The sequence below is a fragment of the Aeromonas sp. 600276 genome (genome assembly GCF_049175815.1).
Lineage (GTDB): Bacteria > Pseudomonadota > Gammaproteobacteria > Enterobacterales > Aeromonadaceae > Aeromonas > Aeromonas dhakensis.
Map to the genome: position 1 here is coordinate 1 of NZ_JAAKVU010000002.1, position 24,220 is coordinate 24,220.

Consider the following 24,220-nt stretch of genomic DNA (forward strand, 5'->3'; position numbering starts at 1 on the left):
GTTTTGTTATCCGGTTTGAAGCCGTATGACCACTCCCTTTTGTGGGCAACTGTCAGGTGAATACCATCTCCATACACGCTGGATACTCTTACTGCTGCTGTTGCCGTTAGTCACATCCTGCCAAGCCGCCCCCTCCGCGCCCCACGATCTCGATTGGCGACATATGGTGGGCTCCAATGCGGATCAGATCTGGGTGACAGAGGTGCACTTTTATCGTCAGGGGGAGCTGGTAGATGCCTCAACCAATGGCGCAGCCAGCCGAGTGGATAACAAATCGCTGCGTGAAAAAGATTATCGCTGGCTGATCACGGCTGGCCGCCGTGATATTCACCCCGCCCCTGATCGGGTTGAGGTGGAATGGGTGTCGTACCACGACAAGAAACGCTATCGCATCAGCCTTGACTTACCCGCCGCGCAGTTGGAAAGGATGATAGCGCAGCGTTACCGGGTCAAAGTAGGCAAGGAATGGCGCGAAGAGCGCCGCGATAATATTGGGTTGGGCATGGCAACCGGGGGCTATGTCGAGGCGTTTTTGAGAGACCCTCGTGTCACCCCCGATATCTTGCTAGCCCGAGGGATCGCAAAAGAGGTGACGGATGATCCAGATGAAAAACGTTTCCCCCTCTCCAGCCAATATGAGAATCGTTGGGCTGACTTTGATGCAAAGCACAACCAAACCTATCAACAATACCCAGTTCCCAGTGGTATGGCCTGGGCCCCGATCATGGACGCTTACCGTGCCGCACAGCCCAAAACAGATATTGACCCGGTCCAATGATGACATCCATGCGCTGGATACTCTTATTGCTGCTGTTGCCGTTAGTCACATCCTGCCAGGCCGCCCCCACAGGCCCCAAACAACTGGACTGGCGCCATATGGTGGGCACCAATGCTGATGAATTATGGGTGACTGAGGTGCTTTTTTATCGTCAGGGCAAGTTGGTGGATGCCTCAACCAATGGAGCGCTACGCTCAGTTAGCTCCAAATCGTTAGAAGAGAAAGATTACCGCTGGAGCGTAGGTAAGGGCCGCCGTGATATTCACCCCGCTCCTGATAAGGTAGAGGTGGAGTGGATTTCATTCCACGATAAAAAGCGCTATCGCATTAGCCTGGCCTTGCCAGCAGAGCTGGAACGCATGATTGCACAACCTTATCGCATCAAGGTGAGGGATGAGTGGCGTGAAGTACGCCGAGATAACATTGGCTTAGGTATGGCCACCGGCGGCTATGTGGAAGCATTTTTAACCAACGCCAAAGTGAAGCCTGATATCTTGCTGGCCAGGGGGATTGCTAAGGAAATTCAAACCTCGCAAGACAAGGAAAATCCCGTCACCAAAGTTTACAAAGAGTGGTTTGACGATTTTGACAAAGCATACGGTAATGCCTACAAGCAATATCCTACCCCCAGTGGTATGGACTGGGCACCTATCATGGATGCCTATCGTACCGCCCAACCCAAGACGGATACCGACCCAGTAAGGTAATACTATGGAGCTTGAAAGTGTCGGTTAAGGGTGCCAAACCAACATCATCAGATATCTTCCCGCGACAGCTCACGCCAGAGGAAATTGAAGCTCTGCGCCAAGATATGCGCTGCCTGCACATTGATAATATGAAGGTGCTAGAAACCATGGACCTCTCCCATCTCGAGCAGGAAGTACCAACACAGAGATGAAATATATCGTCGCATTGTTGGGGTTCTATCTGTCATTGATGGCCTGTGCGGCACCCCAATCTCTGCCTAAATTTTCTTGGGATTATGGTACAGGCAGCAATATAGATCTTACTAAGAACACCAAGACCGAGTTCTATCTTGGAGGGAAGCAAGTTTATGCCGACCGTTTGGCAGGTGGCGGAGCTGGAGGTCTACTTGCCGATCGAATCAAGGCGCAACGTTACTATTGGGCGGGCGGTAGTGGTCTGCCTACCGACGGTGTTCCCATCCCCGATAAAGCGGTGATTGAGATGGTTTCCTTCCATGATCGCAAGCGCTACCGCATCAAGGTGGACTTACCTGCCAATCTGGAGCAGCAGATGCGTCAAGTCTACTCTGTTGAGGGTCGTTATGACCGCCGTAGCTGGCTCTATTTTGGCCTAGCGCCAGGCGGCTATTTTGAGGTGTTACTTAAGGGAGATAGGCTAAATGTTAAGCCAGATATTCTGCTTGCTCGTGGTATTGCCGAAGTTGTGATCGATGATTGGTATGATCAGAGAGTACCGATAGCGCGCCAATATGGAATGGATGATTTCGACAAGAAATATGGTGAGCTATTCAAGCAATACCCAGTTCCTAATGGGATGGATTGGGCTCCTATCATGGATGCCTACCGTGCAGCGCAGCCCAAAACAGATACCGACCCAGTAAGGTAATACCATGGAGGTTGAAAGTGCCGGCTAAGGGTACCAAGCCAACATCACCAGATATCTTCCCGCGACAGATCACGCCAGAGGAGATTGAAGCGCTTCGCCAAGACATGCGCCGCCGATATATTGACAATATGAAGGCGCTCGAGAGCATGAGTCTCTTCCATCTAGAGCAGGAAGTACCAACAAAAAGATGAAATATATCGTTGCATTGTTGTGGTTCTGCCTGTCATTGATGACCAATGCGGCGCCACAACCTTTGCCTAAATTTGCTTGGCGTTATGGTTCGGGCAGCAATATAGACCTTACTAAGAACACCAAGACCGAGTTCTATCTTGGAGGGAAACTGGTTTATGCCGACAGCTTGGCTGGAGGCGGGGCTGGAGGTTTATTTACCGACAGAATCAAGGGACAGCGTTATTATTGGGCGGGCGGTGGAGGCCTGCCTACCGACGGTGTTCCCATCCCCGATAAAGCTGTGATTGAGTTGGTTTCCTTCCATGATCGCAAGCGCTACCGCATCAAGGTGGATTTACCTACCGATCTAGAGCAAAAAATGCGTCAGGTGTATTTAGTCGAAGGACGTTACGATAGACGAAATCGCCTCTATTTTGGTTTGGCTCCTGGTGGTTATTTCGAAGTCATGTTAACCGGGGGGGGATTACAACTCAGCCCTGATCTACTGCTCGCCCGTGGTATTGCCGAAGTTGTGACCGATGATTGGTATGACCAGAAAGTACCGATAGCACGCCAATATGGTATGGATGATTTCGACAAGAAATATGGTGAGCTATTCAAGCAATACCCAGTTCCTAATGGAATGGATTGGGCTCCCATCATGGATGCCTACCGTGCAGCCCAACCCGTCACCGATGTGAATCCTGTGGCTGAATAACGATTCTGTTTCATCTTGGCCAGCGATAAAGGTGAGTTGAATTACTCAGTGGGCCAATATTTTTACACAGTGCAATACAGCCCTAATGCCCCCATCAGCTTATGCCGATGGGGGTTTTTGTTTGTCTTTCAATGGTGGCCGGGGATCAGCCCAATCAGATGCTGCAGGCTTTTCTGGCGGGGATGTCGGCGGGTGGCGAGGCTGATGCGGGTGGTGAGCGGTTCGGCGGCGATGGGGTGATAGCTGACGCCGTGGGGGTGCAGCTCGCTGACCGAGCGCGGGATGATGGCGACCCCGAAGCCGGCCTGCACCATGCCGACGGTAGAGATCACCTGCGGGCTCTGGCTGCCGAGGCGGGGGCTGAAGCCGGCCCGCTGGCAGCGCTGGGTGATGGCGTCGTGCAGCCCGGGTCCGAGCTCGCGGGGGAACAGGATGAAGGGATCCTGTGCCAGCGCCTCGATGGGGATGGCGCCACTGCCGGCCAGCGGATGGTGCAGGGGGAGGGCGATCAGCATCTCCTCCTCGTCGATGAGGTGGTGGGCCAGTGCCGAGCTGCTGCTGCAGGGCAGGCGCAGGATGGCGGCATCCAGCTCCTCGCTCACTAGGTCGCGCACCAGGTTGGGCATGCTGTTTTCGATGGGGTGCAGGCTGACCTCCGGCCAGGCCTGGCGAAAGTCGTGGATGAGTTGCAGCACGCTCGGGTGCAGCACGGTGGAGCCGGCAAAGCCGAGGCGCAGCGAGCCCAGCTGGCCGCGAGCGATGCGCCTGGCCTTCTGCATGGCCTGCTCGGTCTGCGCCAGTATCCCCTTGGCATCCTGATAGAGGCTCAGCCCCGCCTCGGTCAGCTCCACACTGCGGGTCAGCCGGTGAAACAGCGGCGTGCCCACTTCCTGTTCGAATTTGCGGATTTGCTGGCTGAGCGGCGGCTGGGCCATGCCCAGCGCCTCGGCGGCGCGGGTAAAGCTCTGTTTGTCTGCCACGGCCACCAGGTAGCGCAGGTAACGGAATTCCATATCTGGTACGTCTCGAAGCTGATGGGTTTGGATATTGGTATCAAACTGTGATCTTGGTCACTATTGAATCCTGATTTGCCAACCTAACAGGATTGGAGGTGAAATCCAAATGGAAACCAATTCATCATGTGACTGCGCCATCGAGATCAGCCAGCAGTTTGCTCGCTGGCAGGCTCGCCAGGGCGGCGGCGAGGTCTACCAGAGCTCCCTGATGAGCGCCCTGCTGGCGGGGGTGTACGAGGGGGAGACCACCATGGCCGATCTGCTGCGCCACGGTGACTTTGGCCTCGGGACCTTCAACCGGCTCGACGGCGAGCTGATTGCCTTCGAGCGTCAGATCCACCAGCTCAAGGCTGACGGCTCGGCCCGCCCGGCCCGCGCCGAGCAGAAGACCCCGTTTGCGGTGATGACCCACTTTCGCCCCTGCCTGCAGCGCCGCTTCGATCATCCCCTGAGCCGCGAGGAGATCCACCAGTGGGTGGACAGGTTGGTGGGCACCGACAACGTCTTCGTCGCCTTTCGGCTCGACGGTCTGTTCGAGCAGGCGCAGGTGCGCACCGTTCCCTGCCAGCATCCCCCCTACAAGCCCATGCTGGAGGCCATCGAGGCCCAGCCGCTGTTCTCGTTCAGCCAGCGGCGCGGCACCCTGGTCGGCTTTCGTTGCCCGCCCTTCGTGCAGGGGATCAACGTGGCCGGCTATCACGAGCACTTCATCACCGAGGATCGCCGGGGCGGCGGCCATATCCTCGACTACGCCATGGGCCACGGCCAGTTGCAGCTGTCGGTGGTGCAACACCTCAATATCGAGCTGCCCCGCAATTCGGCCTTTCAGCAGGCCGACCTCAATCCCGCCGATCTGGACCGCGCCATCCGCGCCGCCGAAGGCTGAGCCCTTCGCTTAACAAGGAGTGACATCATGGAAAATCAACACTGGGCCTGTGGGGCCGAACTGGTGGTGCGCCATCTGGAGGCGCAGGGGGTCAAGCAGGTATTCGGCATTCCCGGGGCCAAGATCGACAGGGTATTCGATGCGCTGGAGGACTCCCCCATCGAAACCATAGTGGTGCGTCACGAGGCGAATGCCGCCTTCATGGCCGCCGCCGTCGGCCGGCTGACCGGCAAGGCGGGGGTAGCACTGGTGACCTCGGGTCCGGGTTGCGCCAACCTTATCACTGGCCTTGCCACCGCCACCTCGGAAGGGGATGCCATGGTAGCGCTGGGCGGTGCCGTGCGGCGGGCCGACGGCCTCAAGCTGACCCACCAGAGCCTGGATACCGTCAGCCTGTGCCGGCCGGTCACCAAGTTCAGCGCCCAGGTGGGCACCGGCTCCGCCCTCTCCGAGGTGATGGCCAACGCCTTTCGCAGCGCCGAGCTGGGGCGGCCCGGGGCGGCCTTCGTCAGCCTGCCGATGGACATCATCAACGAGCCGACCGACGGCGCCATTCTGGTGCCGAGCGCCATCCCGGAGCCGGGGGCTGCCGACGAGAGCGGCATCGATCGGGCGCTGAGCCTGCTGGCGCGGGCTCGCAAGCCGGTGGTATTGCTCGGCCTGCTGGCCAGCCGGCCGGAGAACTCCCTCGCGGTGCGCGCCTTCCTCGACAAGAGCCGGTTGCCGGTGACGGGCACCTATCAGGCGGCCGGGGTGGTGGATACCCACCATTTCGATGACTTCGCCGGGCGGGTGGGGCTGTTCAACAACCAGCCGGGGGACAAGCTGCTGCAGGATGCGGATCTGGTGATCTGCATCGGCTACAGCCCCATCGAATACGATCCCGTGCTGTGGAACGGCACCGGTGAGCGCCAGCTGCTGCACATCGATGCGCTGCCGGCGGAGATCGACAGCAGCTACTGCCCGGCGGTGGAGCTGGTGGGCTCCATCAGCGCCAACCTGGCGCGGCTGACCCGGATGCTGCACCAGCCGCTGGCGCGAGATCCAGCCATTACCGCACTGCTCGGCGAGATCCGCGCCCAGCGCCATCAGCTCGCCGAACATGCCGGCCGGTTGGGAGGCACCCCCATCCATCCGCTGCGCATCGTCAAGGAGCTGCAGGACATCATCGGGCAGGACATGACCCTGTGTGTGGACATGGGCAGCTTCCACATCTGGATTGCCCGCTACCTCTACAGCTTCCGGGCCCGCCAGGTGCTCATCTCCAACGGTCAGCAGACCATGGGGGTGGCGCTGCCCTGGGCCATCGGGGCCGCCATGGTGCGCCCGGGGGAGAAGATCATCTCGGTGTCCGGTGACGGCAGCTTCATGCAGTCGAGCATGGAGCTGGAGACCGCGGTGCGGCTCAAGTCCAACATAGTGCACATCATCTGGGTCGATAACGGCTACAACATGGTGGCGATGCAGGAGGAGAAAAAGTACAGCCGCAGCTCAGGGGTGAGTTTCGGCCCCATCAACTTCAAGGCCTATGCCGAATCGTTCGGGGCGGCCGGTTTTGCCGTCACCTGCGCCGAGGATCTGCGGGCGACCCTGCGCGCCGCCATGGCGGTGAGCGGACCAGCGGTGGTGGCCATCCCGGTGGATTACAGCGACAACCACCTGCTGATGGAGCAGCTCAGGCCCGAAATGCTCAGTTGAGGCGGAGCTTAACCGGCAGACTGCTTGCAGTTCGCCTCAAAGCAGAGCGCCCCTTGCCAATTGGCAAGGGGCGCTCTGTCATTGCGAGAGGGCTATTTACTCAGGGCATGGGTGAGGAGGGGGGCAGCACCATGGGGCCGGCCACCGCACCGGCAGCCTCGTCACCGCGCAGCACCCGCACCAGCTCGAGGGCGAACTCGATGGCGGTGCCCGGCCCCTGGCTGGTGATGAGGTGATGAGCCTCATCGGTTACCACCCGCGCCGTACTGAGCTGCGCCGCAGGGAGGCGGGCCTGAAAACCGGGATGGCAGGTGGCGCGGGCTTCCCCCAGCAGATCGTGGTGCTGCAGCACCACGGCGGGGGCGGCGCAGATGGCTGCCCGCCAGCGCTGCGCTGCCGCCTGCGCCTTGAGCAGGGCAATGGCGCGCGGCGTATCGCGGATAACTTCGCTGCCGGGCAGGCCACCTGGCACCACAATGGCCTCGAACTCCTGAGCCGCCAGCTCGTCGAGGTGGCAATCCGCCACCAGTTGTACCCCGCGGGAGGCGCGGATCTGGCGCTGCCCGGCGGGGCAGCAGGAGGCGAGCACCACCTCGATGGCCCCGCGCACCAGGGTATCGACGATGGCGACCGTCTCGATCTCTTCCGACCCGGGGGCCACCAGTACCAGTACGCTCATCCTTTGCTCCTTGCGTTGGCGAGCCCTCGGGCTCACTGCTTCTCTTTGATGGCCTGATAGAGACCCTGATTGACCGGTACCGCAATGCCGTGGCAGGCGGCCCGGGCCAGCAGGAAGCCGGTGATGGCCTCAATCTCGGTCTCGCGCCCCTGCTCCATGTCCTGATACATGGAAGAGTAATTGTCGGCGGTGAGCTCCACCACCGTCATGACCCGGCGCAGCAGCTCGTCGCTGCCGGTGGGCTGGCCTTCGGCCTGCATCACGTCCGCCACTTCCACGCAGATCTGCTGCAGGGCATCGGCAAAGCGCGGACCGGCCAGCTCGCCATTCTTGAGTTTGTAGAGCGCGGTGAGCGGGTTGATGGCGCAGTTGACCGCCAGCTTCTGCCACTGGCGCGCCTGGATCTGCTCATCCCAGCCGGCCTGGCCGAGGGCGGCCGCCAGCTCGTCCGCCAGGGCGGCATGGGCTCTGGCCGCCTCGTTGACCGGGCCGAGCCAGGTTTCGCCCTTGCCGGTGTGGCGGAACACGAAGTGGCCGCTCTGCATGGCGCCGTGGCTGGTGACGCCGGCGATGACCGGATTGTGGGGGAACAGCGCGACCACCTGCTCGGCGATCCCCATGCCGTTGTGCAGCAGCACGATGGGCACGTCGGTTGCCAGCTGGCCCACCAGCGGGGTCAGCGCCTCGATGACCTGACCGGCCTTGGTCATCACCAGCAACCGCTGGATCTGACCCGGCTGGTCGACGAAGCCGCGCTCGATGTTGATGAGCTGGGTGTTGCCCTCCAGCGAGGTGAAGTCGATGCCGGGGTGCAGGGTGGCGCGGTGGCGCTCGCGCAGCAAGACGCGGGTGGACTGGCCGCTTTGAGTCAACAGGGAGGCAAACACACCGCCCAGGGCGCCGCAGCCCAGCAGGGTCCATTGGGGGGAGGGGGTGTGTCGACTGTGTGTCAGGTTGTAATCGCGTGATCCGCTTGGCATGGAGAGACTCAATCAAGGTAGGGGCTGCATTCCAGTCAACCACCTGCCGGGGATAAGTGAAGATGTCGCCTGGCGGACACCTGGAACGGGTTCATGATCTTGCTGCGAGGTCGTGATCAAGGCTTGTACGAGGCTTGCGCATGTGAAGCCGGAAGCCCATGTATTCATATACAAACGGGCTTCTGCGCTGCGCCTCACCTGGCTTTCGACCTCTCGCGACAGATACTGAACAGGTTCTAACGGGTCTCGCCATTCCTGTGCGCAGGGGATTCTAGCAGAGCAGTCCCATCGAAATCAGCAAATTTGCCGTAATTCTGGTAGATTTGCCCCCTTATAGCGCAACATGAGGAGCCCACTATGCCGTCATTCGATATTGTCTCTGAAGTCAAAATGAACGAGGTGTTGAACGCCGTCGACAACGCCAATCGTGAACTGGCGACCCGTTTCGATTTTCGTGGTGTTGAAGCCAGCTTCGAGTTGAACAAGGAAGAGGTCAAACTGGAGGCCGATGCCGATTTCCAGCTCAAGCAGATGGTCGAGATCCTGCGCGGTGCCCTGCTCAAGCGCAACATCGAGAACAGCTCCATGGACGTGGGTGACAGCGTTCACTCCGGCAAGCGCTTCCACCTGACCGTGAAGTTCAAGCAGGGGATCGACAAGGAAGTTGCCAAGAAGCTGGTGAAGCTGATCAAGGATTCCAAGATCAAGGTGCAGGCCGCCATTCAGGGCGACGAGGTGCGGGTCACCGGCAAGAAGCGCGACGATCTGCAGGAGACCATGGCGCTGGTGCGTGGTGCCGAGCTGGGTCAGCCGATGCAGTTCCAGAATTTCCGCGACTGATGGATGGCCGGGGAGGGCGTGGCTCTCCCTTATTAGCCGCCATCGAGCCATAAAAAAACCGGAGCAGCTGCTCCGGTTTTTTGTATCCCTGATACCCGTTCGATTAGAACTTGTAGGTAACGGAGAAGTAGTGGCTGAAGCCAGAGCTCTTCCACGGGGTACCGTCGTAGGCGGTGGAACCGTCTTTGGTGCCGTAGGCATCCATGAAGTACTTCAGGCCGTAACCGACGGCGTAGCGGTCGGAGTGCCAGTAGATACCGTGGAAGGTAGCCAGGTTGTCGCTGGTACGGTCAGCACGGTTGTGGGTGTCCAGGTCGAAAGCGTAGTCCAGGTAACCCTGATAGGAGACGAAGCTGCCGTTGCTGAAGGTGTAGAAAGGCTTGAACCAGTTCATGGCGAACCAGTAACCGTTCCACTCACCCTCTTCTTCGGTGAAGAACTGGTTTTCGGTGGCGTGACGAGCATACAGGTTCATGCCCACTTTGCCGAACCAAGGCACTTGTACATCAGCACCCAGACCGATCATGTTTTCCATCTGGTTGTCGCCGATGTTGTTCAGAGAGGCGATGTAAACCTCTTGCACCGGACCGAAGGAGAGATCTTTACCAGTCAGCGCATCCAGAGACATACGCGGCGCAAACTTCATGAACAGGTTCTGACCTTTGTGCTTGTCGCTGTGACGGGAGTCGAAGATATCGAAGACGTCGACGTAACCGTACAGGTCAAACAGGCCGGAACGACCACCGAATTCCATTTCGAAGTAGGTGTCGTTGTAATCTTCAGCACCTGCAGTGAAAGGACGTTGATCGATGGTGTGCATGACGTTGAACTGCATCCACTTGTAGTCATTCTTGTGGATGTCACCGCTGTAGTCAGCAGCGAAAGCCGGGGTAGCGGCGGCAGCCAGCAGACCGGCACCGATCAGAGTCTTGGTAAATTTGGCCATTTTATTGGTCTCTTGTGCGTTAGTTGAGGTTTTCCGTAGCCTGCCCACAAGGAGCGGAAGGGATTCTAGCCAAATAAATTCACCGGATAAACCAGCACCAGGGAACTTTATTCGGAAGTGTGAATCTAATCACCCCCAATTTTACGCAAACGCTTGCTATTTGTCCGATTGCGGTAACAAGGCACTTCCTCGTTTGGCAACCAACACGATCAGGATCAGCACCGGAATGCCGAGCAGGCTGGTGCTGATGAAGAAGCTGCTGTAGCCGAACTGCTCGACGAAGCGGCCGGAAAAGCCCGCCAGCAGCTTGGGCAGCAGCAGCATCACCGAGCTGAACAGGGCGTACTGGGTGGCGGAGAAGGCCACGTTGGTCAGGCTCGACAAAAAGGTGACGAAGGCTGCCGTGGCGATGCCGGCGCTGAGGTTGTCCAGCGAGATGATCAGGGTCAGCAGCTCGAGGTTGTGGCCCACTTCATTGAGCAGGGCAAACAGCAGGTTGGTGCTGGCGGTGAGCAGGGCGCCGAGGAACAGAATGCGCAAGGTGCCAAAACGCATCACCAGCACGCCGCCGAGGGCGGCCCCCACCAGCGTCATGATGACCCCGTACACCTTGGTGATGGTGGCCACCTCGGTCTTGCTGAACTGCATGTCCACATAGAAGCTGTTGGACATCACCCCCATCACCACGTCCGAGATGCGATAGCAGGCGATGAGCCCGAGGATCAGCAGGGCGGAGCCGCCGTAACGGCGAAAGAAATCGGCGAACGGACACCAGATGGCCTCGTAGCTCCAGGCACCGAGACCGGCCAGCCCCGCCGGCCAGCCGCGGGCGAGCAGCAGGCTCTTGCGGGCCGCCTGCTGCTGATTCTGGGCGGCGAGATCGATGACGGGTTCGTGGCAGAACAGGGTGGTGATGACGCCGAGGGACATCAGCCCCGCCATCAGCAGGTAAGTGAGCTGCCAGCCGCGATAGTTGTAGCCGTCGTTGCTGCCGAGCCAGGCGGCAAGCGCCAGTGCGCCGGCACCGGCCATGATCATCGCCAGCCGGTAACCAGTCATGTAGGAGGCCGCCATGGCCGCCTGCAGCCGCTCGGGGGCCGACTCGATGCGATAGGCATCGATGACGATGTCCTGGGTGGCGGAGGCGAAGGCCACCAGCAGGGCAAACAGGGCCAGCTGGGCGAGCTGGGTCTTGGGATCGCAGAAGGCCATGCCCACCAGCGAGGCGGCGATCAGCAGCTGGGAGAAGAGCATCCAGCTGCGGCGCCGGCCCAGCCAGCGGGAGAGCAGTGGCAGCGGCAGCCGATCCACCAGCGGTGACCACAACCACTTGAAACCATAGGCCAGCGCCACCCAGCTCATGTAGCCGATGTCGGTCAGGCTGACATCCGCTTCGCGCAGCCAGAACGAGAGGGTGCCGAACACCAGCAGCAGCGGCAGGCCGGAAGAGAACCCCATGGCAAACAGGATGAGAACCCGAGTCTCAAGGTAGACGGCGAGCGACGCGCGCCAGCTCGGTGTACGGACAGTGTTCAAATACCTGACTCCTCTGGGAAAATTGCGCCATTTTGTCAGGTTCGGGTTGGATAGCCAAGGCAAGCCGGGCAGGGGAGGGCACTATATTCAGGGGCGCAGGCCGATGCAGTGGCGCGGCAGCGGCCCGTCCGTGGTCAGAAAATTGGCGCACTCCATCAGCTGCAGACGCAGCCAGACGTCGGCGATGATCTGCTGTTCATCCCATTGATGCAGGCTGTGCAGCAGGTGCCAGAACACCCCCTCCAGCTCGGAGGCCGGGGTCTTGTCGGCGGGGACATGGGGCAGATCCTGCCAGTGGGACAACAGCTGCCAGCTCAGATCTTCCAGCTGCTGATAGGGGATCTCTCGTGCCAGAAAGTGACGAACCGTCTGGGCCAGCGGGATGGCGTGCTGGGCGATGTAGTCGTTGCAAGTCACCGGAACCTCCTTCTCCTCTCGTGGGCCTGGCCCCGGATATCGGGGCAAGGCCAGAGTATAGAAAGGGGCACCGGCGACCCGGACTGCGGGGATGACGGATTGTGATCCGCTCCGCGTTATTTGTCCGCCAGCAGGACCACCTTCTTCAGGATGATGGGGCTGGTAGGCACGTCGTTGGCACGCAGGATGGGGCTGTAACCGGTCTGCACCTGGGCCAGCTTGTCCAGCACCTCCATGCCCTGCACCACCTGGCCGAACACGGTGTAACCGGCGCCGGCATTGGCGTTGAGGTTGTTGTTGTCGACCAGGTTGAAGTAGAACTGGCGAGTGGCGCTGTCGACCGCCTGAGTGCGGGCCATGGCGATGCTGCCGCGCTTGTTGGGCAGGCCGCCCTTGGACTCGTTGACCACGGGGTCGAAGGTGGGCAGTTGCTGGAACTGCTGGTTGTAGCCGCCCCCCTGCACCACGAAGTCCTGGATCACCCGGTGGAAGAGGCTGCCGTCATAGCTGCCATCGGCCACGTAGCGCAGGAAGTTCTTTACCGTCTGCGGCGCCTGCTTGGAGGCCAGCTCCACCACTATGTTGCCGTGGTTGGTCTCCATCCTGACCTTGGGGCCGGCGAACGCCAGCGGGGCGATCAGCATGGCCAGTAACCAGAGTTTTTTCATCTATTCGCTCCTTGCTCAGCTCGGCTGACCCTTGAGATAACCGCGCAGGGCGGTGTCAGCCATGATCTGCTGCAGTACGCTGCCCAGCTGCTGGTTCAGGGTGGACTCCAGTTCGGCCATGCTCGGCTCGCCCGGGCCTTCCTTGCTGGAGGACATGTTGAACTGCTTGGTCAGCTTGCTGCCCTGGAAGTCGGCGATCACCTGCAGGCTGACGCGGGACTTGGTGACATAGGTGAAGGTCTTCTCTTCTACCGTGACCGCGGCAGTGGAGATGGCCAGAGTCAGGTTGGTGGTGCCGCTGTTGCCTACTTCCAGGCCCTGGCTGCGCAGCCCTTCGGCGAGCTTTTCCGCCAGCAGGCTGTTGAGGGGCTGGCTGCTGTTGACCAGTACCGCGGCCTTCTCTTTTTTCTTGATGGAGAAGACGTAGGCGGCTTCACGCTTGTCCACCCCTTCCAGGGTGATGCGGTTGCCCGAGTAGTACTGCTGGTTGGAGGGGATCACCTGCGGATTGAGCAGGGCGCTCTCCGGCCAGTGAGTCGCACAACCACCCAGCATCAGGGCGGCCAGCAGCAAGAGTGACTTTTTCATCATGGGTTTCCTTTCGCGTTTGATGGCGTTTAACGTTTGATGGCTTTCAAAATAACGAATTTGCTGTTCGACGCAACGACTTGTGCGTTGGCAAACAGGCGCTTGAGCTTGTTGTGATAGTCCAGATGGCGGTTGCCCACTATCCAGAGTTCCCCCCCTTTGGGCAACACCCGGTGGGCGTCGCTGAACATCTGCCAGGCGATGTGGTCTGTGATGGCCTGCAACTGATGGAACGGCGGGTTGCAGAGGATCCGATCCGCCGAACCGGCAGGCACGCCGTCGAGACAGTTGTTGACCATAAAGTGGGCGCGGGGCAGGGCCGCCGGCAGATTGTGCTCGACGTTGAGCCGGGCCGAGGCGACCGCCATGCGGGACTCGTCGACGAAGGTGACCTCCACCTCGCTGTCACGCGCCAGCAGGGAGAGCCCCAGCACGCCGTTGCCGCAGCCCAGATCGATCACCTTGCGGGCGCTGTGGATGGGCAGATTGTCCAGCATGAAGCGGGCGCCGATATCCAGACTGGTGCGCGAGAACACGTTGGCGTGGTTGTGGATGAGCAGGTCGGTGCCCTCCAGCGGCCAGACCGTGGGGAAGGGGTTGGCCAGCGCGGGACGCTCGGCGGGCGCTGCGGCCGGAGTGCAGTGAATGAGGCGCGCCTTCTTCCAGGCGAGTGACGTGCGGGTCGGCCCCAGGTATTTCTCAAACAGCGCCAGGGTGGAAGTGTGGATGTCCTTGGCCTTGCCGGCGGCGATGACGCGGGTGGCAGGGGTAACGACCCCGCGCAGGGCCAGCAGTTGCTGCTCCAGCAGCGCCTGATACTTGGAGACCTTGATCACCACCAGTGCGGGGGCATCGGGCAGGGGAGCCAGCGCATCCTGCAGGCGGATGGCCGCGGGATCCAGGCCGTTCTCTGCCAGGTTGGCCAGGGTAGCCCGCTCGCTGATGTGGGAGTCGGTGACGCAGACAGGAGCATGAGGGTGCAGACAGGCGGCCAACGCGCCGAAGCCGTCGTTCATGATGATCACGGGGCCATCCTGCTCGAGGGGCTCCTCGGCCAGGGTGTTGATCAGATACTCGTCGGCGGCATCCCAGGCCTGCAAGGGATCCTGCTGCTGACGTGGATAGCGATACAGGGTCAGGCGACAGTGGGCCGTGTCGAGAAGGGTTTGCATAGGCGAATTGTCCAGCTGAGTCACGTAACGGGCCCCGGCGGGGCGCAAAGTGGCGCTATTCTAGCGGGGGCGGAGAATTTCACCAGCCCGGCAGAGCTGCAAGCGGGATTTTCCCGCACCGCCCGATTTCGTCATCCGGCCAACCCTGGCTACAATGGCCGGACATCCATTTTGGGAGTTTTGCTCGTGACCATGCAACAACAGATCGAGGCCAAGCTGGCCGCCGCCTTGTCCCCCAGCCACCTGGAAGTGATCAACGAGAGCTACATGCACAGGGTGGCGCCGGGCTCGGAGAGCCACTTCAAGGTGGTGGTGGTGAGCCAGGCGTTTGAAGGGCAGCGCCTGCTGGGGCGCCATCGTCAGGTCAATGCGGTGCTGGCCGACGAGCTGGCGGGGGCCATTCATGCATTGGCGCTGCATACCTATACCGAGCAGGAGTGGCAACAACGGGAGCAGGCACCGAGCACCCCCAGCTGCGTCAGCAAAAACGGACTCTCTTAAGACTATTGACGAATTGATTACTCAATCTTCGACCAGTTAACAATTTCAAAACCTGTTTCGGCGACGTTTCGTACTCATGAGGGGAACGTCGCCCTCCCACCGCGCCATCAAGATTTCTAATCCTTTTTCGAACATAAAAATTATTACCCATTTTGGGGTAATGATGGCTAACTCGAGGCCCCGCCTGAGGTTTCACGAGAAAAAGCGACGCGATTAAATTGCGATGATTTTGTGATAGAGCGGGGATTTTCCCCATTTTGCATGGCAGGAAACTTGCCATAGGTGGTAAACTCAGGCGCTTTTGAATGACTCTGTATGTTGCTGATTTGTTTATTTCTTCGACATCTTGCCGCAACATCAACGGGCTCATTCAACAACTCGTCGTGATGTATTTCTCGGCGCTAACCAACCTGTCTTCCCTTAACGGTAGTGCAAGTGAGTATGATTACAATTAAAAGAGGACTGGACATCCCCGTGCTGGGTGCTCCGGAGCAAGTAATCTACGATGGCCCGGCCATCACCCGTGTTGCTACACTCGGCGAAGAGTTCGTGGGGATGCGTCCTACTATGTTTGTCAAAGTAGGTGATCGCGTCATTAAAGGTCAGGAGCTCTTCGAAGATAAGAAGAATCCCGGCGTTAAATTCACGGCCCCCGCCACCGGTGTGGTTTCAGAGATCAACCGTGGTGCCAAGCGCATTCTGCAATCCGTTGTCATCGATATCGATGGGTCCGACGAGCAGGTGACCTTCGAGCACTTTGCCTGTGCCGAGCTGCCTAAGCTCGAACGCAGCAAGGTGCAGGAGATCCTGGTCGCGTCCGGCCAATGGACTGCGTTGCGTACCCGCCCGTTCAGCAAGGTGCCGGCCGTGGGTTCCACCCCGCGCGCCATCTTCGTCACCGCCATGGACACCAACCCGCTGGCCGCCGATGCGGAGCTGATCATCAAGGAACAGTCCCAGGCGTTCCTCGACGGTCTGGCCGTGCTGACCCGCCTGACCGATGGTTCCGTCTATGTCTGCAAGGGCGAAGGCAGCCTGCCGCACGCTTCCCTGGCGCAAGTCAAGGAAGAGGTGTTCGTCGGTCCGCACCCTGCCGGCCTGCCCGGTACCCACATCCACTTCCTGGACCCCGTCGGTGCCAAGAAAGTGCAGTGGCACATCAACTATCAGGACGTGATCGCCTACGGCAAGCTGTTCACCACCGGTCAGATCCATACTGACAAGGTGATCGCCCTGGCCGGCCCGAACGTCATCAAGCCGCGTCTGCTGCGTACTCGCATGGGTGCCTGCATCAGCCAGCTCACCAACAACGAGCTGCGTGCGGACGAGAATCGTGTCATCTCCGGTTCCCTGCTGAGCGGTGCCAAGGCTGAAGGGGTCCATGACTACCTGGGTCGCTACCACAATCAGGTCAGCGTGCTGGGTGAAGGTCGCGAGAAAGAGTTCCTGGGTTGGGTCAATCCTAGCGCCAGCAAGTTCTCCATCACCCGTACCACCCTCTCTCACCTGGTGAAGGGCAAGCTCATCAACTTCACTACCACCACCAATGGTAGTGACCGCTCCATGGTGCCTATCGGCAACTATGAGCGCGTGATGCCGCTCGACATCCTGCCGACCCTGCTGCTGCGGGATCTGGTCTCCGGCGATACCGACAATGCGCAAGCGCTCGGCTGCCTGGAGCTGGATGAGGAAGATCTGGCGCTCTGTACCTTCGTCTGCCCCGGCAAGACCGAGTACGGCCCGATCTTGCGTGAGTGCCTGACCAAGATTGAACTGGAAGGTTAAGCGATGAGTTTCAAGCAACTTCTTGAAAATATGGAACATCACTTCGAGCCGGGTGGCAAGTACGCCAAGTACTATGCCCTGTTCGAAGCGGCGTACACTCTGTTTTATACCCCGGGTTCCGTGACCCGCAATGCCGCCCACGTCCGTGATGCGATCGATCTGAAGCGGATGATGATCATGGTGTGGCTGGCCGTGTTCCCGGCCATGTTCTGGGGCATGTACAACGTCGGCAACCAGTCCATCGCCGCGATTGCCCATCTGGGTACGGCCGCCGGTGCCGGCAGCTGGCAATATGCCCTGGCTACCCTGCTGGGTGCCTCCCTGGATCCGGCGGTGGCCGGCGTCGGCAGCAAGATGCTGATCGGTGCGGCCCACTTCTTCCCGATCTACATCACCGTCTTCATCGTCGGTGGTTTCTGGGAAGTGCTGTTCGCCATGGTGCGCAAGCACGAGATCAACGAAGGCTTCTTCGTGACCTCCATCCTGTTCGCGCTGATCGTGCCGCCCGAGCTGCCCCTGTGGCAAGCTGCCCTGGGTATCACCTTCGGTGTGGTGCTGGCCAAGGAAGTGTTCGGTGGTACCGGCAAGAACTTCCTGAACCCGGCGCTGGCGGGTCGTGCTTTCCTGTTCTTCGCCTACCCGGGTCAAATCTCCGGTGATGCGGTCTGGGTTGCCGTCGACGGCTACTCGGGCGCAACCGCGCTGAGCCAGTGGGCCCAGGGCGGCCAGATGGCGCTGATCAACGGTGCCACCGGCCAGAGCATCAGCTGGATGGACGCATTCCTTGGCAACCTGCCCGGTTCCATCGGTGAAGTCTCCACCCTGATGATCCTGCTGGGTGCGACCATGATCGTCTACATGCGTATCGCCTCCTGGCGCATCATCGCCGGCGTGATGATCGGCATGGTAGCTACCTCCCTGCTGTTCAACGTCATCGGTTCCGACACCAACCCCATGTTCAACATGCCGTGGCACTGGCACCTGGTGCTGGGTGGTTTCGCCTTCGGTATGGCCTTCATGGCGACCGACCCCGTCTCTGCTGCCTTTACCAACAAGGGCAAGTGGTGGTACGGCGCCCTGATCGGCGTGATGGTGGTGCTGATCCGGGTCGTGAACCCCGCCTTCCCGGAAGGCATGATGCTGGCCATTCTGTTTGCCAACCTGTTTGCCCCCTTGTTTGACCATTTCGTGGCACAGGCGAACATCAAGCGGAGGATCGCTCGTGGCGTTTAATAAAGACTCTACTACCGGCACTCTCGCCGTAGTGACCGGTCTGTGTCTGGTCTGCTCCATCGTGGTCTCCGTGGCCGCCGTGGGTCTGCGTCCGGCCCAGCTGGAAAACAAGGCGCTGGACAAGCAAAGCAACATCCTGTCCGTCGCCGGCGTCGACATCAGCGCCGTGGCCAAGCGTGACCTGGCCAAGCTGTATGGCGACAAGATTGAAGCGCGTCTGGTGGATCTGGCCACCGGTGAGTTCGTTGACGGCGATGCCGACAACTTCGACACCAAGGTCGCCGCCAAGGATCCTGCCCAGAACATTCGCCTGGCTCCGGCCGACGACAAGGCCGGCCTGCGTCAGATCTCCAAGCTGGTCCCGGTGTTCTTCGCCAAAGATGCCGAAGGCAAGGTCGACAACATCATCCTGCCGATCTACGGCCAGGGTCTGTGGTCTACCATGTATGCGTTCGTAGCGGTCGCGGCCGATGGCCAGACCATCAAGGGCATCACCTACTACGACCACGGTGAAACCCCGGGTCTGGGTGGCGAAGTCGAGAACCCGGCCTGGCGCGAGCTGTTCGTCGGCAAGAAGCTGTTCGACCAGAACGGTCAGCCTGCGCTGCGGGTGATCAAGGGTCATGCTCCGGCTGGTTCCGAGCATGAGATCGACGGCCTGTCCGGCGCAACCCTGACCGGTAACGGCGTACAGCATACCTTCGACTTCTGGATGGGTCCCAAGGGCTTCGGTCCTTTCCTGGCCAAGGTTCGTGCAGGAGAAATCAACAATGGCTGACAAGAGCGAAATGAAAAAGTTGCTGTTGACGCCTGTGCTCGGCAACAACCCCATCGCACTGCAGGTGCTGGGTGTCTGTTCCGCGCTGGCCGTTACCAGCCAGATGAAGACTGCGTTCGTGATGACGCTGGCCGTTACCGCGGTCACCGCCTTCTCCAACCTGTTCATCTCCCTGATCCGCAACCAGATCCCGAACAGCGTGCGGATCATCGCCCAGATGGCGGTGATTGCCTCGCTGGTTATCGTGGTTGACCAGGTGCTCAAGGCGTATGCCTACGACATCTCCAAGCAGCTGTCGGTGTTCGTCGGCCTCATCATCACCAACTGTATCGTGATGGGTCGTGCCGAAGCCTACGCCATGAAGAGTGCCCCGCTGCCCTCCTTCCTGGATGGTATCGGCAACGGTCTGGGTTATGGCGCCGTGCTGCTGACCGTGGCCACCGTGCGTGAAATCCTGGGCTCCGGCACCTGGTTCGGCATCGAACTGCTGCCGCTGGTGAACAATGGTGGCTGGTATGTGCCGAACGGCCTGCTGCTGCTGCCGCCGAGTGCGTTCTTCATCATTGGTCTGATCATCTGGGGCGTACGCACCAAGGATCCCAAGCAGGTGGAGGCGAAGGATTAAGGTATGGAACACTATATCAGTCTGTTGATTCGCTCGATCTTCATCGAGAACCTGGCGCTCTCCTTCTTCCTGGGGATGTGTACCTTCCTGGCGGTGTCCAAGAAGGTCAAGACCGCCATGGGCCTGGGTGTCGCCGTTATCGTGGTTCAGACCGTGGCCGTACCGGCCAACAACCTGATCTACAACTACGTGCTCAAAGACGGTGCCCTGGTGTCCGGTCTGGATCTCAGCTTCCTGAGCTTCATCACCTTCATCGGGGTGATCGCGGCCCTGGTGCAGATCCTGGAGATGGCGCTGGACAAGTACTTCCCGGCCCTCTACAACGCCCTCGGTATCTTCCTGCCGCTCATCACCGTGAACTGCGCCATCTTCGGTGGCGTCTCCTTCATGGTGCAGCGTGACTACAACTTCGTGGAGTCCGTGGTCTATGGCGTGGGTTCGGGTGCAGGCTGGATGCTGGCTATCGTTGCGATGGCAGGGATCCGCGAGAAGATGAAGTACTCCGATGTTCCGGAAGGCCTGCGCGGCCTCGGCATCACCTTCATCACCGCGGGTCTGATGGCGCTGGGCTTCATGTCCTTCTCTGGTATTTCCCTGTAATCGGAAAGGAAATATAGATGGAAATTATTCTGGGTGTGGTCATGTTCACCGTGATCCTGCTGGCCTTGGTGGCAGTCATTCTGTTCGCCAAGTCCAAGCTGGTAACCGCCGGTGACGTGACAATCAGCATCAACGGCGACCCGGCCAAGGCTGTGACCAGCCCGGCGGGTGGCAAGCTGCTCGGCGTGCTGGCCGGCAGCGGTATCTTCGTCTCCTCCGCCTGCGGCGGCGGCGGCTCCTGTGGTCAGTGCAAGGTACGGGTGAAATCCGGCGGCGGCGACATCCTGCCGACCGAGCTGGATCACATCAGCAAGGGCGAAGCCCGTCACGGCGAGCGTCTGGCCTGTCAGGTCACCGTCCGTTCCGACATGGACATCGAGCTGCCGGAAGAGATCTTCGGCGTGAAGAAGTGGGAATGTACCGTCATCTCCAATGACAACAAGGCCACCTTCATCAAGGAGCTCAAGCTGCAGATCCCCGATGGCGAGAGCGTGCCGTTCCGCGCCGGTGGTTATATCCAGATCGAAGCGCCTGCCCACCACGTGCAGTACAAGAACTTCGATATTCCTACCGAATATCGCGGTGACTGGGATCGCTTCAAGATCTTCGAACTGGAGTCCAAGGTCAACGAGCCGATCATCCGTGCCTACTCCATGGCCAACTATCCGGAAGAGTTCGGCATCATCATGCTGAACGTGCGGATCGCGACCCCGCCGCCGAGCAACTGGACTGCCCCTCCCGGCCAGATGTCCTCCTACATCTTCAGCCTGAAGGCGGGGGACAAGGTGACCATCTCCGGTCCGTTCGGCGAGTTCTTCGCCAAGGACACCGACGCGGAAATGGTGTTCATCGGTGGTGGTGCCGGTATGGCACCGATGCGTTCCCACATCTTCGATCAGCTGCGCCGTCTGAAGACCAAGCGCAAGATGAGCTTCTGGTACGGTGCCCGTTCCAAGCGCGAGATGTTCTATGTCGAAGACTTCGACATGCTGCAGGCCGAGAACGACAACTTCCAGTGGCATGTGGCCCTGTCCGATCCGCAACCGGAAGACAACTGGGACGGCTACACCGGCTTCATCCACAACGTGCTGTTCGAGAACTATCTCAAGAACCACGAGGCGCCGGAAGATTGCGAGTTCTACATGTGCGGTCCTCCCGTGATGAACGCTGCCGTCATCAACATGCTGAAAAACCTCGGCGTTGAAGACGAGAACATCCTGCTGGATGACTTTGGTGGTTAATCAATGCACAGTGTTGTAAAGACCTGGCTAGCCTTCGGGCTAGCCTTTTTCTTGACTGGGTGCGGTCAGGAACAAACGGTCCAATCGAAGCCGGAGATCCACATCACCGGCAGCACCATGGGTACCTACTACTCCATCAAGGTGGCGGACAACGTCATCACCGATCCCGCCAAGTTCCAGGCCGAAGTCGATGTACTGCTGGAGCGGGTGAACGATCAGATGTCGACCTACCGGCCGGATTCCGAGCTGTCGCGCTTCAACCAGCACCGCAGCTCGACGCCCGTGGTGGTTTCCCGCGATACCGCGCGGGTGGTGACCGAGGCCATTCACATTGGCCGTGAGAGCCGCGGGGCTCTGGACGTCACTGTCGGCCCCTTGGTCAATCTGTGGGGCTTCGGACCCGATGCGCGCCCGACCAAGACGCCGTCTGACGAGCTGATCACCCAGACCCGCCAGAAGACCGGGCTCGGCAATCTGCACGTGATCACTTCCGCCGATGCCGATACCCTGCAAAAGGACATCCCGGATCTCTACGTGGATCTCTCCGCCATCGCCAAGGGCTTTGGTGTCGACAAGGTGGCCGAGTATCTGGAGTCCCTGGGTTCGCGCAACTATCTGGTTGAGATCGGCGGCGAATTGCGGATCAATGGCGTCAACGGCAAGGGTCATCCCTGGCGCGTTGCCATCGAGAAACCGACTGCCAACGCCGGCTCGGTGCAGGAGGTGATAGTGGCGGGCGACAACGGGGTGGCTACCTCGGGCGAGTACCGCAACTATTACGAGCTGGACGGCAAGCGCTTCTCCCACACCATCGATCCCATGACCGGCAAGCCTATTCAGCACCGGATGGTGTCGGTGACCGTCATTCACCCCTCCTGCATGACCGCAGACGGGCTGGCGACCGTGTTCATGGTGCTCGGACCCGAGAAGAGCCTGGCCTACGCCAAGGAGCGGGGGCTGGCCATTTTCGTGATCACCAAGACGGATGAGGGTTTCGAGGAGTCTTACTCCGATGCCTTCAAACAGTATCTGGTTAGAAAATAAGGGGCGGTAACATGCAGATTTTTTTGATCACCTTCGGGGTGTTTCTGGTGGTGGTGGTGGCCATGGCCATCGGCTACATCTTCCAGAAGAAGACCATCTCCGGCTCCTGTGGCGGACTTGGCAGTATAGGTATCGAAAAAGAGTGTGATTGCCCGGAACCCTGCGACAACCGCAAGAAGAAGATGGCCAAGGAAGAGGCCCGTCGCAAGATGCTGGCCGAGAACCGGATCATCTGAGCGGGCAGGGGCTCTCGCACCCATGTCGAAAGCAAAACGGGCTGACCCTTGGGTCAGCCCGTCTTTTATGGCGAGCGCTCAGTAGTCGTAGCGCTGGCACTCCTTCTTGTTGAATTCGGCCCGCCAGCGTGCCAGCTCCTCCTGCGTACCCAGCTCGTCCCCCTGTTTGATGGCCTTCTCCAGCGCCTCGATGCGCTCGTGCAACCAGCTGCACTCGGCGGTCGGATTGTCCTTGCCATTGCTCTGCTGCAGCAGCAGCAGGCAGAGCCCCAGGGTCAACCCCGGCCAGACTCCCTTCATCTCATTCTCCTTGTGCGATGGATTATAAATGGTGCCTTAAGAGTCTATGTCGGCCCGTCATATCATGCCGATGGCAGAAATGGCAGGGCTGGGTTAGCATAGGCAGGTTACCTGTTTATTCGTACAGTGGTATGCGCAAGATCATTCACATCGATATGGACTGCTTCTATGCCGCGGTAGAGATGCGGGACAACCCGGCCCTGCGTGAGGTGCCGCTGGCCATCGGCGGCTCGGCGGACAGGCGCGGTGTCATTTCGACCTGCAACTATGTGGCGCGTCGCTTCGGGGTGCGCTCCGCCATGCCGAGCGCCCTGGCACGCAAGCTCTGCCCGCCGCTGGTGCTCATTCCCGGCCGGATGGCGGTCTACAAGGAGGTCTCCCGCCAGCTGCGGGCCATCTTTCTGCGCTACACCGAGCAGGTGGAGCCGCTATCCCTCGATGAGGCCTATCTCGACGTGACGATGAGCCCCTGCTGTGGCGGCAGTGCCACCCTGATGGCCCGCGAGATCCGCGCCGCGATCAATGCCGAACTGGGGCTGACCGCCTCGGCCGGGGTGGCGCCGAACAAGTTTCTGGCCAAGCTCGCCTCCGAGCAGCGCAAGCCGGATGGCCTGTTCGTGATCCGCCCGCAGGAGGTGGATGAGTTCGTGCGCCAGCTGCCCCTCGGCAAGCTGCCAGGTATCGGTCGCAAGACCGCGGATCGGCTGGAGTCGCTCGGCCTTTACTCCTGCGAGGATGCCCGCCAGCTCGGCAACGAGGAGCTGATCGCCCGGTTCGGCAAGCTCGGGGAGATGCTGGCCGGGCGGATCTGGGGCCACGACGAGCAGCCGGTGCAGGCCCAGCGGGTGCGCAAGACCATAGGGGTGGAGACCACCCTGGCCAGCGACGTGCTGGATGAGGCCGCCTGTTGGCAGGTGCTGAGCAGGCTCATTCCCGAGCTGGAGCAGCGATTCTCGGCCAGCCACGGCAAGGAGCAGTTGATGGGGCAGGGGATCAAGCTCAAGTTTGCCGATTTCCAGCAGACCACCGTCTACCGGCGCGGGGGTTACCAGCCGGAGCGGTTTCACGATCTGTTGCACGAAGGTTTGCTGCGGGCACAGGGCAAACCCATTCGGCTACTGGGATTGGTGGTCGGCCTGCCCGCGGTCGGCGAAGTGAACCAGCTTGCCCTGGATTTAGCGTGATAAGGTT

27 protein-coding genes are annotated in these 24,220 nt (G+C 60.1%); 17 read left to right on the forward strand and 10 right to left on the reverse strand.

What is annotated here, in order from left to right; translation table 11 throughout:
- The first annotated feature begins 25 nt into the window (after nucleotides 1-25).
- The 4 genes from G5134_RS02115 (at nucleotide 26) to G5134_RS02130 (ending at nucleotide 3,260) form a co-directional block, all read left to right on the forward strand.
- A complete protein-coding gene (locus G5134_RS02115; protein WP_065018138.1) occupies nucleotides 26-778 on the forward strand; it encodes a DUF2931 family protein in 753 nt (250 codons plus the stop codon).
- An 8-nt stretch (nucleotides 779-786) separates the two neighbouring features.
- Nucleotides 787-1,485 carry a DUF2931 family protein gene (locus G5134_RS02120; RefSeq protein ID WP_065018139.1) on the forward strand — a complete coding sequence of 233 codons (699 nt, stop codon included), beginning with the start codon at nucleotides 787-789 and terminating at the stop codon, nucleotides 1,483-1,485.
- Nucleotides 1,486-1,672: 187 nt separating this feature from the next.
- Nucleotides 1,673-2,371: a DUF2931 family protein gene (locus G5134_RS02125; protein ID WP_065018140.1), complete on the forward strand. Its 699-nt coding sequence runs from the start codon at nucleotides 1,673-1,675 to the stop codon at nucleotides 2,369-2,371.
- Nucleotides 2,372-2,558: 187 nt separating this feature from the next.
- A complete protein-coding gene (locus G5134_RS02130; protein ID WP_065018141.1) occupies nucleotides 2,559-3,260 on the forward strand; it encodes a DUF2931 family protein in 702 nt (233 codons plus the stop codon).
- A gap of 128 nt (nucleotides 3,261-3,388) precedes the next feature.
- On the opposite strand, the gene G5134_RS02135 is transcribed toward G5134_RS02130, so the two are convergent.
- The gene (locus G5134_RS02135) at nucleotides 3,389-4,273 is read right to left on the reverse strand and encodes a LysR family transcriptional regulator (RefSeq protein WP_065018142.1); all 885 of its coding nucleotides are present in this window, start codon (nucleotides 4,271-4,273) and stop codon (nucleotides 3,389-3,391) included.
- Between the two features lie 109 nt (nucleotides 4,274-4,382).
- On the opposite strand from G5134_RS02135, the gene budA reads away from it, so the two are divergent.
- A complete protein-coding gene (gene budA / locus G5134_RS02140) occupies nucleotides 4,383-5,162 on the forward strand; it encodes an acetolactate decarboxylase (protein WP_005303601.1) in 780 nt (259 codons plus the stop codon).
- 27 nt (nucleotides 5,163-5,189) lie between these two features.
- The gene (gene alsS / locus G5134_RS02145; protein ID WP_017764087.1) at nucleotides 5,190-6,860 is read left to right on the forward strand and encodes an acetolactate synthase AlsS; all 1,671 of its coding nucleotides are present in this window, start codon (nucleotides 5,190-5,192) and stop codon (nucleotides 6,858-6,860) included.
- Nucleotides 6,861-6,960: 100 nt separating this feature from the next.
- Here the strand turns inward: alsS and G5134_RS02150 are convergent, their stop codons facing one another.
- A complete protein-coding gene (locus tag G5134_RS02150; protein ID WP_065018143.1) occupies nucleotides 6,961-7,539 on the reverse strand; it encodes a DJ-1 family glyoxalase III in 579 nt (192 codons plus the stop codon).
- A gap of 32 nt (nucleotides 7,540-7,571) precedes the next feature.
- On the reverse strand, nucleotides 7,572-8,519 hold the full coding sequence (locus G5134_RS02155) for a ketopantoate reductase family protein (protein WP_042009230.1): 948 nt from the start codon (nucleotides 8,517-8,519) through the stop codon (nucleotides 7,572-7,574).
- Between the two features lie 357 nt (nucleotides 8,520-8,876).
- Here G5134_RS02155 and G5134_RS02160 point away from each other — a divergent pair, with 357 nt between their 5' ends.
- Nucleotides 8,877-9,359: a YajQ family cyclic di-GMP-binding protein gene (locus tag G5134_RS02160; protein WP_005303589.1), complete on the forward strand. Its 483-nt coding sequence runs from the start codon at nucleotides 8,877-8,879 to the stop codon at nucleotides 9,357-9,359.
- 103 nt (nucleotides 9,360-9,462) lie between these two features.
- Here G5134_RS02160 and G5134_RS02165 read toward each other — a convergent pair whose 3' ends face one another.
- The 6 genes from G5134_RS02165 to G5134_RS02190 all read right to left on the reverse strand — a co-directional run bounded on the left by G5134_RS02165 (nucleotide 9,463) and on the right by G5134_RS02190 (nucleotide 14,686).
- A complete protein-coding gene (locus G5134_RS02165; protein WP_005303585.1) occupies nucleotides 9,463-10,305 on the reverse strand; it encodes an outer membrane protein OmpK in 843 nt (280 codons plus the stop codon).
- Between the two features lie 156 nt (nucleotides 10,306-10,461).
- Nucleotides 10,462-11,841: an AmpG family muropeptide MFS transporter gene (locus G5134_RS02170; RefSeq protein WP_211028252.1), complete on the reverse strand. Its 1,380-nt coding sequence runs from the start codon at nucleotides 11,839-11,841 to the stop codon at nucleotides 10,462-10,464.
- A gap of 87 nt (nucleotides 11,842-11,928) precedes the next feature.
- Complete coding sequence (locus G5134_RS02175; protein ID WP_421231844.1) at nucleotides 11,929-12,258, reverse strand: hypothetical protein; 330 nt, start codon at nucleotides 12,256-12,258, stop codon at nucleotides 11,929-11,931.
- A 116-nt stretch (nucleotides 12,259-12,374) separates the two neighbouring features.
- Complete coding sequence (locus tag G5134_RS02180; protein WP_421231845.1) at nucleotides 12,375-12,926, reverse strand: peptidylprolyl isomerase; 552 nt, start codon at nucleotides 12,924-12,926, stop codon at nucleotides 12,375-12,377.
- A 15-nt stretch (nucleotides 12,927-12,941) separates the two neighbouring features.
- On the reverse strand, nucleotides 12,942-13,514 hold the full coding sequence (locus G5134_RS02185) for a YajG family lipoprotein (RefSeq protein WP_010634807.1): 573 nt from the start codon (nucleotides 13,512-13,514) through the stop codon (nucleotides 12,942-12,944).
- A gap of 29 nt (nucleotides 13,515-13,543) precedes the next feature.
- Entirely contained in the window at nucleotides 13,544-14,686 is a 1,143-nt protein-coding gene (locus G5134_RS02190; RefSeq protein WP_065018145.1) for a methyltransferase, read from the reverse strand.
- A 192-nt stretch (nucleotides 14,687-14,878) separates the two neighbouring features.
- Here G5134_RS02190 and G5134_RS02195 point away from each other — a divergent pair, with 192 nt between their 5' ends.
- From G5134_RS02195 to nqrM, 9 genes are all read left to right on the forward strand, one after another.
- Nucleotides 14,879-15,187, forward strand: a complete 309-nt coding sequence (locus tag G5134_RS02195) for a BolA family protein (RefSeq protein ID WP_005303561.1) — start codon at nucleotides 14,879-14,881, stop codon at nucleotides 15,185-15,187.
- A gap of 441 nt (nucleotides 15,188-15,628) precedes the next feature.
- Complete coding sequence (locus G5134_RS02200; protein WP_005303554.1) at nucleotides 15,629-16,972, forward strand: Na(+)-translocating NADH-quinone reductase subunit A; 1,344 nt, start codon at nucleotides 15,629-15,631, stop codon at nucleotides 16,970-16,972.
- A gap of 3 nt (nucleotides 16,973-16,975) precedes the next feature.
- Nucleotides 16,976-18,205 carry an NADH:ubiquinone reductase (Na(+)-transporting) subunit B gene (locus tag G5134_RS02205; protein WP_421231846.1) on the forward strand — a complete coding sequence of 410 codons (1,230 nt, stop codon included), beginning with the start codon at nucleotides 16,976-16,978 and terminating at the stop codon, nucleotides 18,203-18,205.
- A complete protein-coding gene (locus G5134_RS02210) occupies nucleotides 18,195-18,983 on the forward strand; it encodes a Na(+)-translocating NADH-quinone reductase subunit C (protein ID WP_005303548.1) in 789 nt (262 codons plus the stop codon). Before G5134_RS02205 ends, G5134_RS02210 begins: the two co-directional genes overlap by 11 nt.
- Complete coding sequence (locus tag G5134_RS02215) at nucleotides 18,976-19,608, forward strand: NADH:ubiquinone reductase (Na(+)-transporting) subunit D (protein WP_005303545.1); 633 nt, start codon at nucleotides 18,976-18,978, stop codon at nucleotides 19,606-19,608. The genes G5134_RS02210 and G5134_RS02215 overlap by 8 nt, the downstream gene beginning before the upstream one ends.
- Before the next feature lie 3 nt (nucleotides 19,609-19,611).
- Nucleotides 19,612-20,208, forward strand: coding sequence for an NADH:ubiquinone reductase (Na(+)-transporting) subunit E (gene nqrE / locus G5134_RS02220; protein WP_017764094.1), 597 nt, complete (start codon nucleotides 19,612-19,614; stop codon nucleotides 20,206-20,208).
- Between the two features lie 17 nt (nucleotides 20,209-20,225).
- A complete protein-coding gene (nqrF, locus tag G5134_RS02225) occupies nucleotides 20,226-21,449 on the forward strand; it encodes an NADH:ubiquinone reductase (Na(+)-transporting) subunit F (RefSeq protein WP_005303535.1) in 1,224 nt (407 codons plus the stop codon).
- A 3-nt stretch (nucleotides 21,450-21,452) separates the two neighbouring features.
- A complete protein-coding gene (locus G5134_RS02230) occupies nucleotides 21,453-22,493 on the forward strand; it encodes an FAD:protein FMN transferase (protein ID WP_065018147.1) in 1,041 nt (346 codons plus the stop codon).
- 11 nt (nucleotides 22,494-22,504) lie between these two features.
- Nucleotides 22,505-22,729 carry a (Na+)-NQR maturation NqrM gene (gene nqrM / locus G5134_RS02235; protein ID WP_005303529.1) on the forward strand — a complete coding sequence of 75 codons (225 nt, stop codon included), beginning with the start codon at nucleotides 22,505-22,507 and terminating at the stop codon, nucleotides 22,727-22,729.
- A gap of 78 nt (nucleotides 22,730-22,807) precedes the next feature.
- Here nqrM and G5134_RS02240 read toward each other — a convergent pair whose 3' ends face one another.
- Nucleotides 22,808-23,029: a hypothetical protein gene (locus G5134_RS02240; RefSeq protein ID WP_421231847.1), complete on the reverse strand. Its 222-nt coding sequence runs from the start codon at nucleotides 23,027-23,029 to the stop codon at nucleotides 22,808-22,810.
- A 131-nt stretch (nucleotides 23,030-23,160) separates the two neighbouring features.
- Here G5134_RS02240 and dinB point away from each other — a divergent pair, with 131 nt between their 5' ends.
- Nucleotides 23,161-24,213 (forward strand): DNA polymerase IV, encoded by a 1,053-nt coding sequence (dinB, locus tag G5134_RS02245; protein WP_065018148.1) that lies wholly within the window; start codon nucleotides 23,161-23,163, stop codon nucleotides 24,211-24,213.
- Nucleotides 24,214-24,220: the final 7 nt, after the last annotated feature.

Bases quoted from the DNA above. Each gene is read 5' to 3' on its own strand.
- G5134_RS02115 (WP_065018138.1), top strand. From the start codon at position 26: ATGACCACTCCCTTTTGTGGGCAACTGTCAGGTGAATACCATCTCCAT.
- G5134_RS02120 (WP_065018139.1), top strand. From the start codon at position 787: ATGCGCTGGATACTCTTATTGCTGCTGTTGCCGTTAGTCACATCCTGC.
- G5134_RS02125 (WP_065018140.1), top strand. From the start codon at position 1,673: ATGAAATATATCGTCGCATTGTTGGGGTTCTATCTGTCATTGATGGCC.
- G5134_RS02130 (WP_065018141.1), top strand. From the start codon at position 2,559: ATGAAATATATCGTTGCATTGTTGTGGTTCTGCCTGTCATTGATGACC.
- G5134_RS02135 (WP_065018142.1), bottom strand. From the start codon at position 4,273: ATGGAATTCCGTTACCTGCGCTACCTGGTGGCCGTGGCAGACAAACAG.
- budA (WP_005303601.1), top strand. From the start codon at position 4,383: ATGGAAACCAATTCATCATGTGACTGCGCCATCGAGATCAGCCAGCAG.
- alsS (WP_017764087.1), top strand. From the start codon at position 5,190: ATGGAAAATCAACACTGGGCCTGTGGGGCCGAACTGGTGGTGCGCCAT.
- G5134_RS02150 (WP_065018143.1), bottom strand. From the start codon at position 7,539: ATGAGCGTACTGGTACTGGTGGCCCCCGGGTCGGAAGAGATCGAGACG.
- G5134_RS02155 (WP_042009230.1), bottom strand. From the start codon at position 8,519: ATGCCAAGCGGATCACGCGATTACAACCTGACACACAGTCGACACACC.
- G5134_RS02160 (WP_005303589.1), top strand. From the start codon at position 8,877: ATGCCGTCATTCGATATTGTCTCTGAAGTCAAAATGAACGAGGTGTTG.
- G5134_RS02165 (WP_005303585.1), bottom strand. From the start codon at position 10,305: ATGGCCAAATTTACCAAGACTCTGATCGGTGCCGGTCTGCTGGCTGCC.
- G5134_RS02180 (WP_421231845.1), bottom strand. From the start codon at position 12,926: ATGAAAAAACTCTGGTTACTGGCCATGCTGATCGCCCCGCTGGCGTTC.
- G5134_RS02185 (WP_010634807.1), bottom strand. From the start codon at position 13,514: ATGAAAAAGTCACTCTTGCTGCTGGCCGCCCTGATGCTGGGTGGTTGT.
- G5134_RS02190 (WP_065018145.1), bottom strand. From the start codon at position 14,686: ATGCAAACCCTTCTCGACACGGCCCACTGTCGCCTGACCCTGTATCGC.
- G5134_RS02195 (WP_005303561.1), top strand. From the start codon at position 14,879: ATGCAACAACAGATCGAGGCCAAGCTGGCCGCCGCCTTGTCCCCCAGC.
- G5134_RS02200 (WP_005303554.1), top strand. From the start codon at position 15,629: ATGATTACAATTAAAAGAGGACTGGACATCCCCGTGCTGGGTGCTCCG.
- G5134_RS02205 (WP_421231846.1), top strand. From the start codon at position 16,976: ATGAGTTTCAAGCAACTTCTTGAAAATATGGAACATCACTTCGAGCCG.
- G5134_RS02215 (WP_005303545.1), top strand. From the start codon at position 18,976: ATGGCTGACAAGAGCGAAATGAAAAAGTTGCTGTTGACGCCTGTGCTC.
- nqrE (WP_017764094.1), top strand. From the start codon at position 19,612: ATGGAACACTATATCAGTCTGTTGATTCGCTCGATCTTCATCGAGAAC.
- nqrF (WP_005303535.1), top strand. From the start codon at position 20,226: ATGGAAATTATTCTGGGTGTGGTCATGTTCACCGTGATCCTGCTGGCC.
- G5134_RS02230 (WP_065018147.1), top strand. From the start codon at position 21,453: ATGCACAGTGTTGTAAAGACCTGGCTAGCCTTCGGGCTAGCCTTTTTC.
- nqrM (WP_005303529.1), top strand. From the start codon at position 22,505: ATGCAGATTTTTTTGATCACCTTCGGGGTGTTTCTGGTGGTGGTGGTG.
- G5134_RS02240 (WP_421231847.1), bottom strand. From the start codon at position 23,029: ATGAAGGGAGTCTGGCCGGGGTTGACCCTGGGGCTCTGCCTGCTGCTG.
- dinB (WP_065018148.1), top strand. From the start codon at position 23,161: ATGCGCAAGATCATTCACATCGATATGGACTGCTTCTATGCCGCGGTA.